The organism is Kaistia adipata DSM 17808 (assembly GCF_000423225.1).
Lineage (GTDB): Bacteria > Pseudomonadota > Alphaproteobacteria > Rhizobiales > Kaistiaceae > Kaistia > Kaistia adipata.
Window position 1 is genome coordinate 362,263 of the sequence record NZ_KE383992.1, and the last position, 14,592, is coordinate 376,854.

At 69.3% G+C, this 14,592-nt stretch carries 13 protein-coding genes; 9 read left to right on the forward strand and 4 right to left on the reverse strand.

The features are described 5' to 3' along the window. Nucleotides 1-12 precede the first annotated feature (12 nt). From G539_RS0121935 to G539_RS0121950, 4 genes are all read left to right on the forward strand, one after another. Nucleotides 13-1,038 carry a zinc-binding dehydrogenase gene (locus G539_RS0121935; protein WP_029077116.1) on the forward strand — a complete coding sequence of 342 codons (1,026 nt, stop codon included), beginning with the start codon at nucleotides 13-15 and terminating at the stop codon, nucleotides 1,036-1,038. A 4-nt stretch (nucleotides 1,039-1,042) separates the two neighbouring features. After that, nucleotides 1,043-1,981, forward strand: a complete 939-nt coding sequence (locus G539_RS0121940; protein ID WP_245576941.1) for a lipid A biosynthesis lauroyl acyltransferase — start codon at nucleotides 1,043-1,045, stop codon at nucleotides 1,979-1,981. A gap of 411 nt (nucleotides 1,982-2,392) precedes the next feature. Continuing rightward, nucleotides 2,393-2,875, forward strand: a complete 483-nt coding sequence (locus G539_RS0121945) for an MmcB family DNA repair protein (protein WP_029077118.1) — start codon at nucleotides 2,393-2,395, stop codon at nucleotides 2,873-2,875. Nucleotides 2,876-2,969: 94 nt separating this feature from the next. Continuing rightward, a complete protein-coding gene (locus tag G539_RS0121950; protein ID WP_029077119.1) occupies nucleotides 2,970-3,320 on the forward strand; it encodes a RidA family protein in 351 nt (116 codons plus the stop codon). Between the two features lie 77 nt (nucleotides 3,321-3,397). On the opposite strand, the gene G539_RS0121955 is transcribed toward G539_RS0121950, so the two are convergent. Both G539_RS0121955 and G539_RS25785 read right to left on the reverse strand, forming a co-directional pair. Beyond that, nucleotides 3,398-3,955: an ActR/PrrA/RegA family redox response regulator transcription factor gene (locus G539_RS0121955; protein WP_029077120.1), complete on the reverse strand. Its 558-nt coding sequence runs from the start codon at nucleotides 3,953-3,955 to the stop codon at nucleotides 3,398-3,400. Between the two features lie 134 nt (nucleotides 3,956-4,089). Continuing rightward, nucleotides 4,090-5,472, reverse strand: coding sequence for an ActS/PrrB/RegB family redox-sensitive histidine kinase (locus tag G539_RS25785; protein WP_051231907.1), 1,383 nt, complete (start codon nucleotides 5,470-5,472; stop codon nucleotides 4,090-4,092). A 247-nt stretch (nucleotides 5,473-5,719) separates the two neighbouring features. Between G539_RS25785 and phaZ the strand changes: the two genes are divergently transcribed. The 4 genes from phaZ to G539_RS0121980 all read left to right on the forward strand — a co-directional run bounded on the left by phaZ (nucleotide 5,720) and on the right by G539_RS0121980 (nucleotide 9,775). Then, nucleotides 5,720-7,363, forward strand: coding sequence for a polyhydroxyalkanoate depolymerase (phaZ, locus tag G539_RS0121965; RefSeq protein ID WP_245576942.1), 1,644 nt, complete (start codon nucleotides 5,720-5,722; stop codon nucleotides 7,361-7,363). Nucleotides 7,364-7,438: 75 nt separating this feature from the next. Beyond that, on the forward strand, nucleotides 7,439-7,906 hold the full coding sequence (locus tag G539_RS25790) for a DUF2852 domain-containing protein (RefSeq protein ID WP_035832261.1): 468 nt from the start codon (nucleotides 7,439-7,441) through the stop codon (nucleotides 7,904-7,906). 135 nt (nucleotides 7,907-8,041) lie between these two features. Beyond that, a complete protein-coding gene (locus G539_RS0121975) occupies nucleotides 8,042-8,803 on the forward strand; it encodes a M48 family metallopeptidase (protein ID WP_029077122.1) in 762 nt (253 codons plus the stop codon). A 102-nt stretch (nucleotides 8,804-8,905) separates the two neighbouring features. Further along, nucleotides 8,906-9,775 (forward strand): sugar phosphate isomerase/epimerase family protein, encoded by an 870-nt coding sequence (locus G539_RS0121980; RefSeq protein WP_051231909.1) that lies wholly within the window; start codon nucleotides 8,906-8,908, stop codon nucleotides 9,773-9,775. 264 nt (nucleotides 9,776-10,039) lie between these two features. Here the strand turns inward: G539_RS0121980 and G539_RS27445 are convergent, their stop codons facing one another. Next, nucleotides 10,040-10,756, reverse strand: coding sequence for a DnaJ domain-containing protein (locus G539_RS27445; RefSeq protein ID WP_051231911.1), 717 nt, complete (start codon nucleotides 10,754-10,756; stop codon nucleotides 10,040-10,042). A gap of 137 nt (nucleotides 10,757-10,893) precedes the next feature. Continuing rightward, nucleotides 10,894-13,761 carry a transglycosylase domain-containing protein gene (locus G539_RS25800; protein ID WP_051231913.1) on the reverse strand — a complete coding sequence of 956 codons (2,868 nt, stop codon included), beginning with the start codon at nucleotides 13,759-13,761 and terminating at the stop codon, nucleotides 10,894-10,896. Nucleotides 13,762-13,996: 235 nt separating this feature from the next. Here G539_RS25800 and G539_RS0121995 point away from each other — a divergent pair, with 235 nt between their 5' ends. Further along, nucleotides 13,997-14,536 (forward strand): hypothetical protein, encoded by a 540-nt coding sequence (locus G539_RS0121995; protein WP_029077124.1) that lies wholly within the window; start codon nucleotides 13,997-13,999, stop codon nucleotides 14,534-14,536. Nucleotides 14,537-14,592: the final 56 nt, after the last annotated feature.

The window sequence follows — 14,592 nt, forward strand, 5'->3', positions numbered from 1 at the left end:
ACCGGATATTCCATGCGCGCCCTCCAGCTGCTCGCCGACCGCAAGCTTTCCATCGTTGATGTCCCGATGTCCGCCGAGCCGGGTCCCGGCGAGGTGCGCGTCAAGATCGGCGCCGTCGCGCTGAACCACATCGACGTCTGGGGCTGGCGCGGCATGGCCTTCGCCAAGCGCAAGCTGCCGCTGACGGTGGGCGCGGAAGCCGCCGGCACGGTCGAATCCGTCGGTTCCGAGGTTTCCAGCGTCCGCGTCGGCCAGACCGTCGCCATCTACGGCGCCGAGACCTGCGGCACCTGCCCGGCCTGCCATGCCGGCAAGGACAATCTCTGCGAGAACGTCGCCGGCGTGCGCGGCTTCCACATCGACGGCCTCGCCTGCGACTACGTCACGCTGAAGGCCCGCCACGTCGTGCCGGCGCCGGACAATGTCTCGGTGCAGGACGCCGCCTGCACCCCGATCACCTTCGGCACCGTGCAGCACATGCTGTTCGACAACGCCAAGCTCGAGGCCGGCCAGACCATCCTGATCCAGGCGGGCGGCAGCGGCATCGGCACGGCGGCGATCCAGCTCGCCAAGGCGGTCGGCGCCACGGTCATCACCACCGTCGGCAGTGACGAGAAGGGCGAGAAGGCCAAGGCGCTCGGTGCCGACCACGTCATCAACTACCGCGAGGAACGCTTCGAGGGCGTCGTCCGCAAGCTGACCAAGAAGCGCGGCTGCGACGTCGTGTTCGAGCACGTCGGCGTCGACACCTGGGCCGGCTCCGTGTTCTCGCTGAAGCGCGGCGGCACGCTCGTCACCTGCGGCTCGACCACCGGCATCTCGACCGAGATCAACCTGTTCCAGCTCTACCAGCAGCAGCTGCGCCTGATCGGCTCGTTCGGCTGCCGGATCGAGAACATCGAGCAGTCGCTCGCCAAGATCGGCGCCGGCATCGTCACGCCGGTCATCGACAGCACCGTGCCGTTCGACAACATCGACGCGGCGCTCGACCGGATCGAACAGCGCCAGGTCTTCGGCAAGATCATCGTCACGCTCTGATCCGATGGCGCTGCCGAGCAAAAAGAAGAAGCCGTTCAAGAAGCTGATGCGGCGCATCACGCGCTCGAAGGCGGCCCACGCGTCGATCGCCTTCGGCGTGCGCGGGCTGGTCGCCGGCGTGCGCTCGCTCGGCGAGGAGCGCGCCGGCCGCGTCGGCGGCGCCGTCGCCCGCTTCGTCGGCCGCTTTGTCTCGGAAACCAAGCTGGCGCGGAAGAACCTCGCCGCCGCCTTCCCCGAAAAGTCCGAGGCCGAGCGGGAAAAGATCCTGCAGGGCGTCTGGACGGGGCTCGGCCAGACCATGGTCGAGTATGTCTTCCTCGACAAGCTGGTCGACATCGATCCCGAGCGCCTCGGCGAGGGCCGGATTGAGGTCGTCGGCGTCGACCAGTTCCTCGCCATGCGCGACGACGGCAAGCCCGGCATCATCTTCTCGGCGCATCTCGCCAACTGGGAAATCCTCGCGGTCGTCGCCGCCCGCTTCGGCCTGCCGGTCGTGTCGCTGTTCCGCGCGCCGACCAACAACGTCATCGCCGAAGACCTGATGCAGCAGCGCGAGCAGATGATGGGCAAGCTCGTCGCCTCGAACCGCGGTGCCACCTTCGAGGTCGGCGCGGCGCTCGATCGCGGCGAGCATCTCGGCATCCTGACCGACCAGCATCACGGCCGCGGCCCGCAGGTGCCGTTCTTCGGCCGCCCGGTGCACGCCAACCCGCTCGTCGCCCGCCTCGCCCGCCACTATGACTGCCCGGTGCACGGCGCGCGCACCATCCGCCTGCCCGGTGGCCGCTTCCGCGTCGAGCTGACGCCGCCCCTCGACATGCCCAGGGATGCCGAGGGCCTGATCGACATCGACGGCGGCACCGCCAAGGTGATGGAGACCGTCGAGGGCTGGGTGCGCGAGAACCCCGACCAGTGGCTCTGGCTGCACAATCGCTGGCGGTAGTTTTCTTCTCCGACTTCGCGCGATTTCCGTTTTCACGTCTCCCCTGGGGGCCGCAGGCCGGGCGTGTGAGGGTTTACTGCCTTTCCGGATGGTTCCCTGCCCCCTCACCCGGCGCTCCGCGCTCAAGCAAGCCGCCACCGACTAACGGGCGGTGCTTCGCCGGCCGGGTTGCGGGCTACCCATGCCCAACATCCTGAGGTGCCCGAGCGCCGCTCGGGCCTCGAAGGACGCAGGGCAGACCCGCAAGGCTCCTGTCGACCCGGCACAACCTTCGTGCGTCCTTCGAGACGGCCCTTCGGGCCTCCTCAGGATGTTGGAAGCGGAGCGTTGCAGATATTCGCCCCCCGCCTCCCCCGAACGGCCGAACATCCCGGCCTTTCCATCGGCGCTGTGGCGTGGCAAAATTCGTTCATGGTTTATTCCCCTGCCCTAGCGGTGCCGCGCGACGGCCGCCAGTCGGATCAGGCGCTCGCCATCCAGCGCGGCGTCGGCCGGCTTTTCCGCGCGCGCGGCCATGCGATCGTCACCGAGCTGGTGCTGGCGACCGGGCGCCGCGCCGACGTCATCGCGCTCGGCCCTTCCGGCGAGATCACCATCGTCGAGATCAAGTCGTCGATCGCCGACTTCCGCGCCGACGGCAAATGGCCCGACTACGCGCCCTATTGCGACCGGCTCTATTTCGCCAGCCATGCCGGCGTGCCGGCGGAGATCTTTCCCGAAGCCGCCGGCCTGATCCTGGCCGACGCCTATGGCGCCGAGATCCTGCGCGAGGCGCCCCACCTGCCGCTCGTCGCGGCGCGGCGCAAGGCGATGACGCTGCGCTTCGCCCAGGCCGCCGCCCATCGCCTGCACGGCCTCTACGACCCGGATGCCGGATTTCCCGAAATCATCTGAAAAGTCGGCGGGATCGCGACGGCAGGCCGGCCGGGCTTGAAGGCGTTTGCGCTTGCCGCTAGACGAAAACGGCCACTCTCAGAAGGGAATTTTTATGAGCAGCATCCGTCGCATCCAGCCCGGTCCGCGCATGAGCGCCGGCGTCGTCCACGGCAACACCGTCTATCTCGCCGGCCAGGTCGGCAATCCGGGCGATGACGTCGCCAAGCAGACCCAGACCGTGCTCGACACGATCGACGCGCTGCTGGCCGAGGCCGGCACCGACAAGTCGCGCATCCTGTCGGCGCAGATCTGGCTCGCCGACATGGCGAACTTCGCCACCATGAACTCCGTCTGGGACGTCTGGGTCGACAAGGCCAACCCGCCGGCGCGCGCCACGGGCGAATCGAAGCTCGCCACCCCGGCGCATCTGGTCGAGATCATCGTCGTCGCCGCCCTGCCGTAGAGGCGGGCTCCGACCCCGTTCCCAAAATGCGAACGGGCGCCGCGGCGCCCGTTTTCATCTCTGCCGGGATCGGCCGGTCAGCGCGGGGCGCGCTTGGCCAGGATCCGCTGCAGCGTGCGGCGGTGCATGTTGAGCCGGCGGGCCGTCTCGGAGACGTTGCGCTCGCAGAGCTCGTAGACGCGCTGGATATGTTCCCAGCGGACGCGGTCGGCGGACATCGGATTGTCCGGCGGCAGGGCGCGCTCGGTCGGATCGCGCGTCAGCGCGGCGAACACCTCGTCGGCATCGGCGGGCTTCGCCAGATAGTCGACGGCGCCGAGCTTCACCGCAGTCACGGCGGTGGCGATGTTGCCGTAGCCGGTCAGCACGACCATGCGCGATTCCGGGCGGCGCTTGCGGATCAGTTCGATCACGTCGAGGCCGTTGCCGTCCTCGAGGCGCATGTCGACCACCGCATAGGCCGGCGGCTTCTGGTCCACCTTGCGCATGCCTTCGGCGACCGTATCGGCCGTGTCGACGGTGAAACCGCGTGCTTCCATTGCGCGCGCAAGACGCTGCAAGAAGGCCTTGTCGTCATCAACAATGATGAGCGAGGAGTCCGTACCGGACAGGCCGGACGATTCTAAGTCTGTCATAGACGCTTAACTCCGCCCCTCCCCAAGTCTTTGTTCCTTCCCATGCGGGTTATAGGCATCCGAAGCCGCCACGCCAAGGCCGCGAGGCCGCCAAGTTGGCCAAATTCGGGCCGTATGCGCCGTTTCTCTCGACATCAACTGTGCCCGGCGAGCGATTCGACGCCGATTGGCGCCGGCAGGTCGGCCTGGCCGGACTCGCCGAGACGATCCATCGCGTCGCGCGGCCAGACGATGCGCACGATCGCGCCATGCGCCGGCGCCTCGCGATTGGAGAGCTCGAGCCGGGCGCCGGTCCGCTCCAAGAGGGTCTTGGCGATGAAGAAACCGAGGCCGAGGCCGCCCGCCTCGTGATCCTCCTGGTCCGGATCGGCGTCGGTCGTCGGTGCCCGCGTCGTGACATAGGGCTCGCCGATATGGTCGATCACCTCGGAGGCGAAGCCGGGGCCGTCGTCGGCGATCACCACGGTGACGTTGTCGCGCGTCCAGGAGCCGGTGATCTCGACCGTCGTCTCGGCGAAGTCGACGGCGTTCTCGACCAGATTGCCGAGGCCGTAGAGAAGGCCGGGATTGCGCCGGCCGACCGGCTCGCTGCCGCTTTCGCTCTCCAGCTTCACCTGGATGTCGATGCCGCTGTCCTTGTGCGGATCGACCACCTCGGAGAGCAGATGGCTGACCGGCAGGCGGTCGATGTGCTGGTCCGACTGGGTCGAGAGCGAGGTCAGCTTCCCGAGGATGTCGCGGCAGCGCTGCGACTGGCTGCGCAGCAGCCCGATGTCCTCGGCATAGGGGCTGTCGGGCGGCAGCTCGCGCTCCAGCTCCTTGGTGACGAGGACGATGGTGGCGAGCGGCGTGCCGAGCTCGTGCGCGGCGGCGGCGGCGAGCCCGTCGAGGGCGGAAAGATGCTGCTCGCGCGCCAGCACCAGCTCGGTCGCCATCAGCGCATCGGCCAGCTGGCGCGATTCCTCGGCGACGCGGAAGGCGTAGACGCCCATGAAGACGACGGCGCAGGTGAGCGCCACCCAGACGCCGAGGATGTAGAGGAAGGGCAGCGCGATGAAGGCGTTGGCCTCCCAAGGCAGCGGCATGTGCCAGAGCGCCAGCACCGTCACGGCGACGATCACCAGCCCGCCGAGCATCACGGTGAGCCGCGGCGCCAGCGTCGTCGCCGACACCATGACCGGCACCAGGATCAGGATCGCGAACGGGTTCTGCAGGCCACCGGTGAGATAGAGCAGCGCGGACAGCTGCAGCACGTCGTAGCCGAGCAGCAGCGCCGCCGTGCGGCCGGAAAGCCGGAGGCTGGAAGGATAGCGGATCTTGAGGAACAGGTTGAGCCAGGCCGACAGCGCGATCGCCGCCAGGCAAAGGCCGATCTGCATCGGAAAGCCGAGCCAGAAGCGGACGACGACGACGCTCGCCGTCTGGCCCGCGATCGCCAGCCATCGGAGCCGCACCAGCGTGTCGAGCTTGAGGCGGCGGCCTTCATAGTCCTGCGAGCGATGGGCTTGATCGGGCATTCCTGCTTCACCTGTCATCCGGGGCCGCGCGCCGGCGTCCCGGGCTCTTTTTTGCCGTTTCCCGGCCGGCTTATAGCATGCGGACGTCGCGCGAGGGGCGTTTCACGCCATTTCGACCCGCTTCATCGCGCATGCGCATCTTGCATCCACCTGAAAATCATCCTTACATGTTGCATTGCACAAGGCTGGCCGCCGCCCGCAATGCCTGACGGAATCCCGGCCGGTCCGATCCCTAGCGGAGCGGCAGATGGACGGCATCATGGGTCCCTTGTCCTATTATGAGCTTTACGAGCTGAACCACGCCGCGCTGTCGCCGATGCGCGCGGCGGCAGACATGTTCAGCCAGATGTTGAAGAGCCCGATGAACCCGCTCGGCCAGACGGCGCTCGGCCGCAACTGGCAGGCCGGGCTGGAGCTGTTCGAGCGGACGACCCGGCGATACGGCAAGCCGAGCTTCGACCTCGCCACGACGCTGGTCGGCGGCACGCGCGTCGCCGTGACGGAGAAGACCGTCTGGCAGCGCCCGTTCTGCAACCTGCTGCATTTCGAGCGCGCGCTGGAGACGCCGCGGCGCGATCCGAAGCTTCTGATCGTCGCGCCGATGTCGGGCCACTACGCCACGCTCCTGCGCGGCACCGTCGAGGCGCTGATGCCGCGACACGAGGTCTACATCACCGACTGGATCGACGCCCGCATGGTGCCGCTCGCCGACGGCTCGTTCGATCTCGACGACTATATCGACTACCTGATCGAGATCCTGCACTTCCTCGGCGAGGACGTGCATGTGATCGGCGTCTGCCAGCCGGCCGTGCCGGTGATCGCGGCGGCCGCGCTGATGGAGGCGGCGGGCGACCGCCTGGCGCCGCGCTCGATGACGCTGATGGGCGGGCCGATCGACACCCGCATCAACCCGACCGCCGTCAACGAGCTCGCCACCGGCAAGAGCCTCGACTGGTTCCGCGACAATGTCGTGATGAAGGTGCCCTTCCCCCACCCCGGCGCCATGCGCGATGTCTATCCGGGCTTCCTGCAGCTGACCGGCTTCATGAGCATGAACCTCGACCGCCATGTCACGGCGCATCGCGACCTGTTCAAGCATCTGGTCGAAGGCGACGGCGACTCGGCCGATAAGCACCGCGACTTCTACGACGAATATCTGGCCGTCATGGACCTGACGGCGGAGTTCTACCTGCAGACGGTCGATACCGTCTTCATCCAGCAGGCACTGCCGAAGGGAACGATGACCCATCGCGGCGTGCAGGTCGACCTGAAGGCAGTCCGCAACATCGCGCTCCTGACCGTCGAGGGCGAGAACGACGACATCTCGGGCGTTGGCCAGACCGAGGCGGCGCAGCATCTGTGCACCAATATCCCGGCCGACATGCGGGCGCATTACGTGCAGCCCAAGGTCGGCCATTACGGCGTCTTCAACGGCTCGCGCTTCCGCGCCGAGATCGCGCCCCGGATCAGCGACTTCGTGCTGACGCACGACCAGCGCCGCCGCGCCGCCGCCCCGGCCGCCGGGCCGGTCAAGGCCTCCCGGCCCGCGACGGCCAAACCGGCCGCCGCCAAGCCTGCGACGGGCAAGCCAGCCAACCCCGTGGCGGCCCAACCCGTGGCGGAGAAGCCCGCGGCGGAGAAGCCGCGCGCCGCGAAGGCCGTGGCCGAGCCGACGGACGAGCTGACGCGGATCGCCGGCATCGGTCCGAAGCTCCAGGCGAGCCTCAACACCGCCGGCGTCCACGAGCTCGCCCAGCTCGCCCGCCTGACGGCCAAGCAGGCGACGGCGCTGGATGCCCGCCTCGGCCTGCGCGGCCGGATCGCCCGCGAGGACTGGGTCGGTCAGGCGAAACGCCTGCTCGCCGCCCAGGAAGCCGCAACGGAAGCCTGAGTCCGATTTTCCCTTGAAGGACGATCCGACCTTTCCCACTTCCGGAACACTGGGGGTGCGAGAGAGGAAGGAACCATGTCCCACACACAGGCCTTGCGTCCGGGCTGGACGCCGCTCACCATCGCGCTGATGGTCCTCGGCTTCTTCGTGTTCTGGCCGCTCGGCCTCGCCATGCTCGCCTATATCCTCTGGGGCGACAGGCTGCCCGAGTTCCGTCGCAACGCGGAAGGCGTGCGCGACGACTTCAAGCGCTCCTTCTCGGGCTGCGGCTGGCAGGGCCGGCGCGACCAGCGCTGGGGCGCCTATCACAGCCAGAGCGGCAACGCCGCCTTCGACGATTATCGCGCCGCCGAGCTGAAGCGCCTCGACGAGGAGCGCCGCAAGCTCGACGAGGAGCGCGCAGAGTTCGACGCCTTCGTGCGCAACCTGCGACGCGCCCGCGACCAGGAGGAGTTCGACCGCTTCAAGGCCGAGCGCGACGCGGCCCGCCGCGACGCCCAGACGCCGGGCGAGCGCAACAGCGGCCCGATCATCGACCTCTGACTTCGCCTTTGCGTCACGAAATGGAGCCGCGCGCCGCGCGGCTCTTTTCGTTTTAAGCGGCCTCCGCCGCCGCGAGGCGGCCCTTTTTCATGCCATGATCCGTCGTGGCGAATCACCGCCTGCACCGACCGAAGCATGGGCTTTCTTTCCCGCCTTTCCCCCAGTTCCCGCCCGCGACCCGACCCGAAGCCGGACCATTGCCATGTCGAGATCGACGGCGAGCCGGTTCGGGTGACGATCGTCTGGAACGACCGTGCCCGCCGCTACACGCTGCGCGTCCGCGGCTCGGTGCGCGAGCCGGTGGTCACGATTCCCGCGCGCGGCAAGCTCGCCGAGGCGCGGGATTTCCTCGATCGGCATCGCGGCTGGCTGCGGGCCCGCCTGGCCGCCCTGCCGGACGCGGCGCCGATCGCCGACGGCGGCACGATCCCGATCCGGGGCGTCCCGGTCCGGATCGTCCACCGCGAAGGCCGTGGTCTGGTCCGCATCGAGGATACCGGCGACGGACCGTGCCTGGTCGTCACCGGCGGTGCCGAGCATATCGCCCGCCGCGTCACCGACTATCTGAAGCGCGAGGCCCGGCGCGACCTCGAGGCGGCGACCACCCGGCATGCGGCGACGCTCGGCGTCACCGTGAAGACGATCCGGCTCGGCGACCCGATCAGCCGCTGGGGCTCGTGCTCGTCATCGGGCACGATCGCCTATTCCTGGCGGATCATCATGGCGCCACCCGAGGTGCTGGATTATCTCGCCGCGCACGAAGTGGCGCATCTGCGCGAAATGAACCATTCGCCCCGCTTCTGGCGCCATGTCGCCGCCATCTGCCCCGGGATGGAACAGGCGAAAACCTGGCTGAACCGCCACGGCGCCGCGCTGCACGCCGTCGGCGCCGATTGATCTTCCCCTCGCCGCCCGTCACGATGCGAGACGCCGCCAGACGGCTGCGCCACCTCGTTTCCGACTGCCCCGCATGACCGCCTCGAACTCCGGACCCTTTCGATGAAGCATGACCGCGTCACCCGAGGCGCCTTGCCGGCGCTCGCCGTTTCGAGCTGGAGCCTGCATCGCGCGCTCGGCCTCACCTATCCGAACCGGCCGGACCACGACGTCGAGGCCGTCGCCGAGCCGACCTACGGGCCCGGTCGGATGACGCTGCTCGACATGCCGCGCGCCATCGCCGCGCTCGACATCGACCGCATCGAGATCTGCTCGTTCCACGTGCCGCGGCGCGACGGCGACTTTGCGGCGGCCCTGCGCGCGGCGCTCGCCGAGGCCGGCGTCACGCTGCAGACGCTCCTGATCGAATATGGCGACATCACCAACCCGGAAACCCGCGAGCGCGACCTCGCCTGGATGGAGGGCTGGATCGACACCGCCGCCGAGTTCGGCGCCGAGCAGGCCCGCGTCATCGCCGGCCGCCGCGCCCCGACGCGCGCGGCGCTCGATCGCAGCATCGAAGGGCTGACCCGGCTCGGCCACTACGGCGAGGCGCGCGGCGTGCGCGTCATCACCGAGAACTGGTTCGAGCTGCTGCCCGGCCCGAACGAGGTGCGCTATCTGTTCGACCGCCTCGACGACACGGTCGGCCTCAACGGCGATTTCGGCAATTGGTCGGGCGAGGAGAAATACGCCGATCTGGAAGCGATCTTCGATCTCGCCACCTGCTGCCACGCCAAGGCCGACTTCTCGAGCGGCGTCCTGCATGCGGAGGACTATCGCCGCTGTCTGGACGCAGCCGACGCGGCCGGCTTCCGCGGCCCGTTCACGCTGATCTATGACGGCCCGCACGCCGACGAGTTCCGCCACCTGCTGATCGAACGCGACTTCATCCGGAACTATTTCACCGCGGCGAGGGCCGTTGCCGGCTAGATCGAGCAAGCCCCGTTCACTTCTCCCATGGGGAGACCTTCGCGTAACGCCATCCTCAACATGCTGAGGAGGCCTGGAGGGCCGTCTCGAAGCACGCAGAGCGGTGGCGGCATGAAGATTGGCCCTCAGACGGTGCGTCCTTCGAGACGGCTTGCTCGCGCAAGCCTCCTCAGGATGTTGAGATCGAGAGCTGCAGAACCGTCTTTTCTGGCTCCTCTTCACCTCTCGCCATGGGAGAGGTGAAGAGGGTGCCCCGCCTCGCGCTCAGCGCACCAAGTTCAGCGTCGGCCGCGAGCCGGGCTTGGGGGCGCCGGGCTTGGGCGGTTCCGGCTTGGGCGGCTCGGGAGCCTTCGGCGCGGCGGCGGGCTTGGCGGCCTCCGGCGGCCGGGGCGGCGCCGCCGGCTTCGGCGGCGGCTCGAAATCGAAGCTGTAATCGGCGAGCAGCTCGATCGCCTTGGCGAAGACGGCTTCCTCGCGGCGGGTCTTTTCCGCCATCTCGCGGGTGTCGGCGGCGCGGCGCTCCAGCGACTTGCGAATGATGTTGTCGCCCGACTGGCGGCGGAAGCGGGCCGCCATCGCCTCGGCGCGCTTCGCCTGCTTCTCGAGCTTGCGGATGCCGGCGCCGACATCGCTCTTCTGCTTGGTCAGCGTGTCGCGGATCGGGGCGATCAGGTCGACCTGCTCGAAAGGCAGGTCGCTTTCCAGCACGGAGACAACCAGCGCCTGGATGCGCTCCATCGCGCGGCCGACAATGTCGTCGGCGGCGAGTTCGCCCTCGTAGCCGGTCTCGTCATAGGCCTTGCGGCGCTCGGGATCCGACAGCACGGCATAGGCATGCGAAAGCTTGTGGAACGCCTCGGACGAGCCGCCGGCATCGGGATGCGCGGTGCGGGCGCGCTGCCGGTAGGCCTTGTCGATCTCGGCCGGCGTGGCGCCGGGCGCGACATCCAACTCGGTGTAGAGACTGCGCTTGTCGGCCATCGCCGGATACTCCCTGGCCGGCCGCGCCCGCATCCCCCGACGCTGGCTGCAGACCGAAGCACCACGCCGGGCGCGGCGCCACTATCCACGCCCCGCCGGCAATGTCCACCTCCGGGCCCGCGCCGCGAACCGGCGGTTCAGCCGCCGAACAGCCTGTCGAGCAGGTTCGGCCGCTGCGGCCGCGCCTGCTGGGTGCCGGAACCGGCGCGTTCGCCGACGCCGGCCGGGGGCATCGGCACGCCGCGCTCGACGCCATAGGACGGATCACCCTCGCGATAGATGCGCGCGCCCGGCGGCGGCGCCTGATAGTCGCCGTCGCTCCAGCCGGCGGCCGATTCGGGATCGGCATAGCCGCCATACTGGCCGCCATTGTCGCGGCCGCCAGAGTTGCCGTCGCCATAGCTGCGATCGCCATAGCCCTGGCCGCGCTCGACGCCGGGACCGGTCTGCCACTGGGCGTTGGGCCGGCCCGGAGCGGGATAGGCCTGCTGCCCGCCGCCGACGACCTCGCCATATTCGTCCACCAGGCCGCCCTGCACCGTCGACTGGCCGTCGAACTCGGTCGGCGCTTCCTGGAAGCTGTCGGGGTCGCGATAGGCATAATTGCCCGGCAGCGCCGCGACGGTGACGCCCTTGTGCGCCTCGGTCATGAAGCGCTGCCAGATCTGCGCCGGCAGGCTGCCGCCGGTCATTCTCTTGGTCGGCTTGGAATCGTCGTTGCCGAGCCAGACACCGGCCGTCAGGTTCGAGGTGTAGCCGACGAACCAGGCATCCTTGGAATCGTTGGTCGTGCCGGTCTTGCCCGCCGCCTGCCAACCCGGGATCGCCGCCTTGCGGCCGGTGCCGCGCTGCAGCGTGTCGGTCATCATGCTGTTCATCATGCCGACATAGAGCGGGTCGATGATCTGGCTCGCCGCCGCGCCGGGCCGCTCGTACAGCGTCTTGCCGGAAACGTCCTTGACCCGCGTGATGACATGCGGCGTGGCCGCGAAGCCGCCATTGGCGAAGGGCACATAGGCGTCGGTCAGCTCGAGCAGGCTGACCTCGGAGGTGCCGAGCGCCAGCGACGGGTTCGGCTGCAGCGGCGAGGTGATGCCGAGCCGCTCGGCCGTCTTGACCACGTGTTCCGGGCCGATCTCGTTGGCGAGCTGCACGGCGATGGTATTGATCGACAGCGCCAGCGCCGATTGCAGCGTCACCGGCCCCTTGTAGTTCCTGCCGTAGTTCTTCGGCTCCCAGTTGCCGATGCGGATCGGCTCGTCGACGCGGATCGATTCCGGCACCAGGCCGTATTCGAGCGCCGCCAGATAGACGAAGGGCTTGAAGGCGGAGCCCGGCTGGCGCTTCGCCTCGACGGCGCGGTTGAACTGGCTCTTCTGGTAGTCGCGGCCGCCGACCAGCGCCCGCACGGCGCCGGTGCCATCGATCGCCACCAGCGCGCCCTGCGACACGCCGAACGCCTTGCCGTTCTTGTCGAGCGCCTCGCTCAGCGCCTTGCCGGCGGCGGCCTCGAGATGCGGATCGATCGTCGTCTCGACGACCACGTCCTGCTCCAGCGCGCCGACCACCTCGGGCACCAGGTCGGCGACCCAGTCGGCGACGTAGCGGCCGGCGCCGCCCTCGGCCTCGGGGCGCGCCTTGATGGTGATCGCGGCGGCTTCCTTCTGCTGCGCGGCGGTGATGAAGCCGGCCTCGCGCATCGCGCCGAGCACGACGTTGGCGCGCGCATTGGCGGCCTCGGGCGCCGAGGTCGGCGCGAAGCGCGACGGCGCCTTCAGCAGGCCGGCCAGGATCGCCGCCTCCTTCAGCGAGATGTCGCGCGCCGACTTGCCGAAATAGCGCCGCGAGGCGGCGTCGACGCCATAGGTGCCGGCGCCGAGATAGACGCGGTTCAGGTAGGACTCCATGATCTGCGCCTTGGAGTATTTGCTCTCCAGCCACAGCGCCATGATCGCTTCCTGGATCTTGCGGTCCAGCGTGCGCTCCGGCTTCAGGAACAGGTTCTTGGCGAGCTGCTGCGTCACGGTCGAGCCGCCCTGCACGACGTCGCCGGAACGGAAATTGACATAGGCCGCGCGGACCAGGCCGAGCGGATCGACGCCGAAATGGCTGTAGAAGCGGCGGTCCTCGATGGCGATGACGGCCTGGCTCAGATAGGGCGGCAGTTCGTCGAGCCGGACGGATTCGCCGCCCGTGTCGCCGCGATTGGCGATCAGCGAGCCGTCATTCGCCAGCACCTTGATGTTGGGCGGCCGCTTCGGCACCGCCCAGTCGGCCGTCGACGGCAGCTGGGTGGCGAAATAGGCGATGGTGCCGCCGAGCGCCACCGTGCCCCAGAACATCAGGATCAGCGCCCATTTGACGCTGCCGCGGATGAACCGGCCGAGGCCGGAGCCGCCCGAACGCCTGCGCCCCCGCGCGCGCCCCTTCTTGCGGGACGGGGCGGCCTTGGAGCGACGGGATCTGGAGCGGCGGGAATCGGCCATGGGGTCATCTTCATCGAGATCGATGAATTCCGCATCCTCAATGTCGACGTCGAGGACGTCCGGGTCTGCCTGGCGGCCCCGCCGGTCGGCGGCGCCGATCTCGGGCTCGCGGCGCGACCGCGCCTTGCGCTCGTCGGGGCCCGGCTCGGGCGCGCCGAGGCGCGGCGCATCGCTCGGGGCGGCGCGGCGCGGACGGCTCGCGCGCGGCGGCTCGTCCCGCCCGGCATCGTCCAGGCGCGGCTCCGCGCGACCAGGCTCGTCGAAATGAACATCGTCCCAGGCCGGTTCGTCCCGCCCGCCGGCGGGGCCGAAGGAGGGCTCGCTGCGCTCGGTCCGATCGGCCGCCTTCGGCCGCTCGTCGGACCGCTCGGCGCGGTCCCGGCCGGCGCGCGGCTCGGCGCGGCCGCCGGCGGTCCGATCGTCCTCGCCAAGCCGGATGTCGAATGCGCTCGACGGGGTCTCCTGCGACCTGTCGAGCACCGGCTCGATCCGATCGCGGCCCGGGGGCGGTCTCGCCATACTGGTTTCGTCTTCCACAGAAAGGTCAAAAAAGCGCTAACAGCGCCGGAACTTCGGCCCGAATGCCGGATGAATACGGCGATTTGAGGGGGAGTTGATCGCCGCGGGCAAGCATTCGGCGCGGCGCGCGCTACCTCATCCACAAGCTGGGCTGATCTGTGACCCGAATAACAGCGCCCGGGAACGAAGATGGCTAACACATCGTTAAGCAACAGGTCGCTCGAGGGAGACGGCAATGGCACAGGTGGCGGAACAGACGAGACAGCAGGCGACGGTACGGACGGCCGCGACCCTGGCCGCGTCGGCGACGCTCGTGCTCTTCTTCGGCGGCAAGGCGCCGCTTGAGCCGGCCGCCGCCCTCGCCGCGCTGACCCCGATCGCGCTCACCGCCTTCGTCTACATGACCGGCGCGCTCGCCGCGACCGCCGTCACCAGCCTGTCGCGCCGCCCGATCCTCGGTGCCGCGGCGCTGACCGGCCTCGCCCCCTTCGCGCCGCTGCTGCCGCCCTCGGAAGAGTGGGCGCTCTACGCCGCCTTCCTCATCTTCGGCCTGCTGACGGCCGGCAGCCTCAGGGTCATCGTCGCCGCCTTCGCCCGCGAGCGGCTCGGCAGCCTGTGCGGCGCGATCGGCCTCGGCCTGATCGCTGCGCTCGCCGCGACCGCCGGCATCACCGACGGCCCGCTGATGCAGATGGTGCTGGCGCTCGCCGGCATCCTGGCCTGCCTCGCGGTGGCGAGCGTCGTCGTGGCCGCCGCCCCGGCCGCCAGGAACTGACCCTTCCCCGACCGGCAAGACGATGGCAGCAGAACCGCCGCCATCGCGTCGCGCGC

Bases quoted from the DNA above. Each gene is read 5' to 3' on its own strand.
- G539_RS0121935 (WP_029077116.1), top strand. From the start codon at position 13: ATGCGCGCCCTCCAGCTGCTCGCCGACCGCAAGCTTTCCATCGTTGAT.
- G539_RS0121940 (WP_245576941.1), top strand. From the start codon at position 1,043: ATGGCGCTGCCGAGCAAAAAGAAGAAGCCGTTCAAGAAGCTGATGCGG.
- G539_RS0121945 (WP_029077118.1), top strand. From the start codon at position 2,393: ATGGTTTATTCCCCTGCCCTAGCGGTGCCGCGCGACGGCCGCCAGTCG.
- G539_RS0121950 (WP_029077119.1), top strand. From the start codon at position 2,970: ATGAGCAGCATCCGTCGCATCCAGCCCGGTCCGCGCATGAGCGCCGGC.
- G539_RS0121955 (WP_029077120.1), bottom strand. From the start codon at position 3,955: ATGACAGACTTAGAATCGTCCGGCCTGTCCGGTACGGACTCCTCGCTC.
- G539_RS25785 (WP_051231907.1), bottom strand. From the start codon at position 5,472: ATGCCCGATCAAGCCCATCGCTCGCAGGACTATGAAGGCCGCCGCCTC.
- phaZ (WP_245576942.1), top strand. From the start codon at position 5,720: ATGGACGGCATCATGGGTCCCTTGTCCTATTATGAGCTTTACGAGCTG.
- G539_RS25790 (WP_035832261.1), top strand. From the start codon at position 7,439: ATGTCCCACACACAGGCCTTGCGTCCGGGCTGGACGCCGCTCACCATC.
- G539_RS0121975 (WP_029077122.1), top strand. From the start codon at position 8,042: ATGGGCTTTCTTTCCCGCCTTTCCCCCAGTTCCCGCCCGCGACCCGAC.
- G539_RS0121980 (WP_051231909.1), top strand. From the start codon at position 8,906: ATGAAGCATGACCGCGTCACCCGAGGCGCCTTGCCGGCGCTCGCCGTT.
- G539_RS27445 (WP_051231911.1), bottom strand. From the start codon at position 10,756: ATGGCCGACAAGCGCAGTCTCTACACCGAGTTGGATGTCGCGCCCGGC.
- G539_RS25800 (WP_051231913.1), bottom strand. From the start codon at position 13,761: ATGGCGAGACCGCCCCCGGGCCGCGATCGGATCGAGCCGGTGCTCGAC.
- G539_RS0121995 (WP_029077124.1), top strand. From the start codon at position 13,997: ATGGCACAGGTGGCGGAACAGACGAGACAGCAGGCGACGGTACGGACG.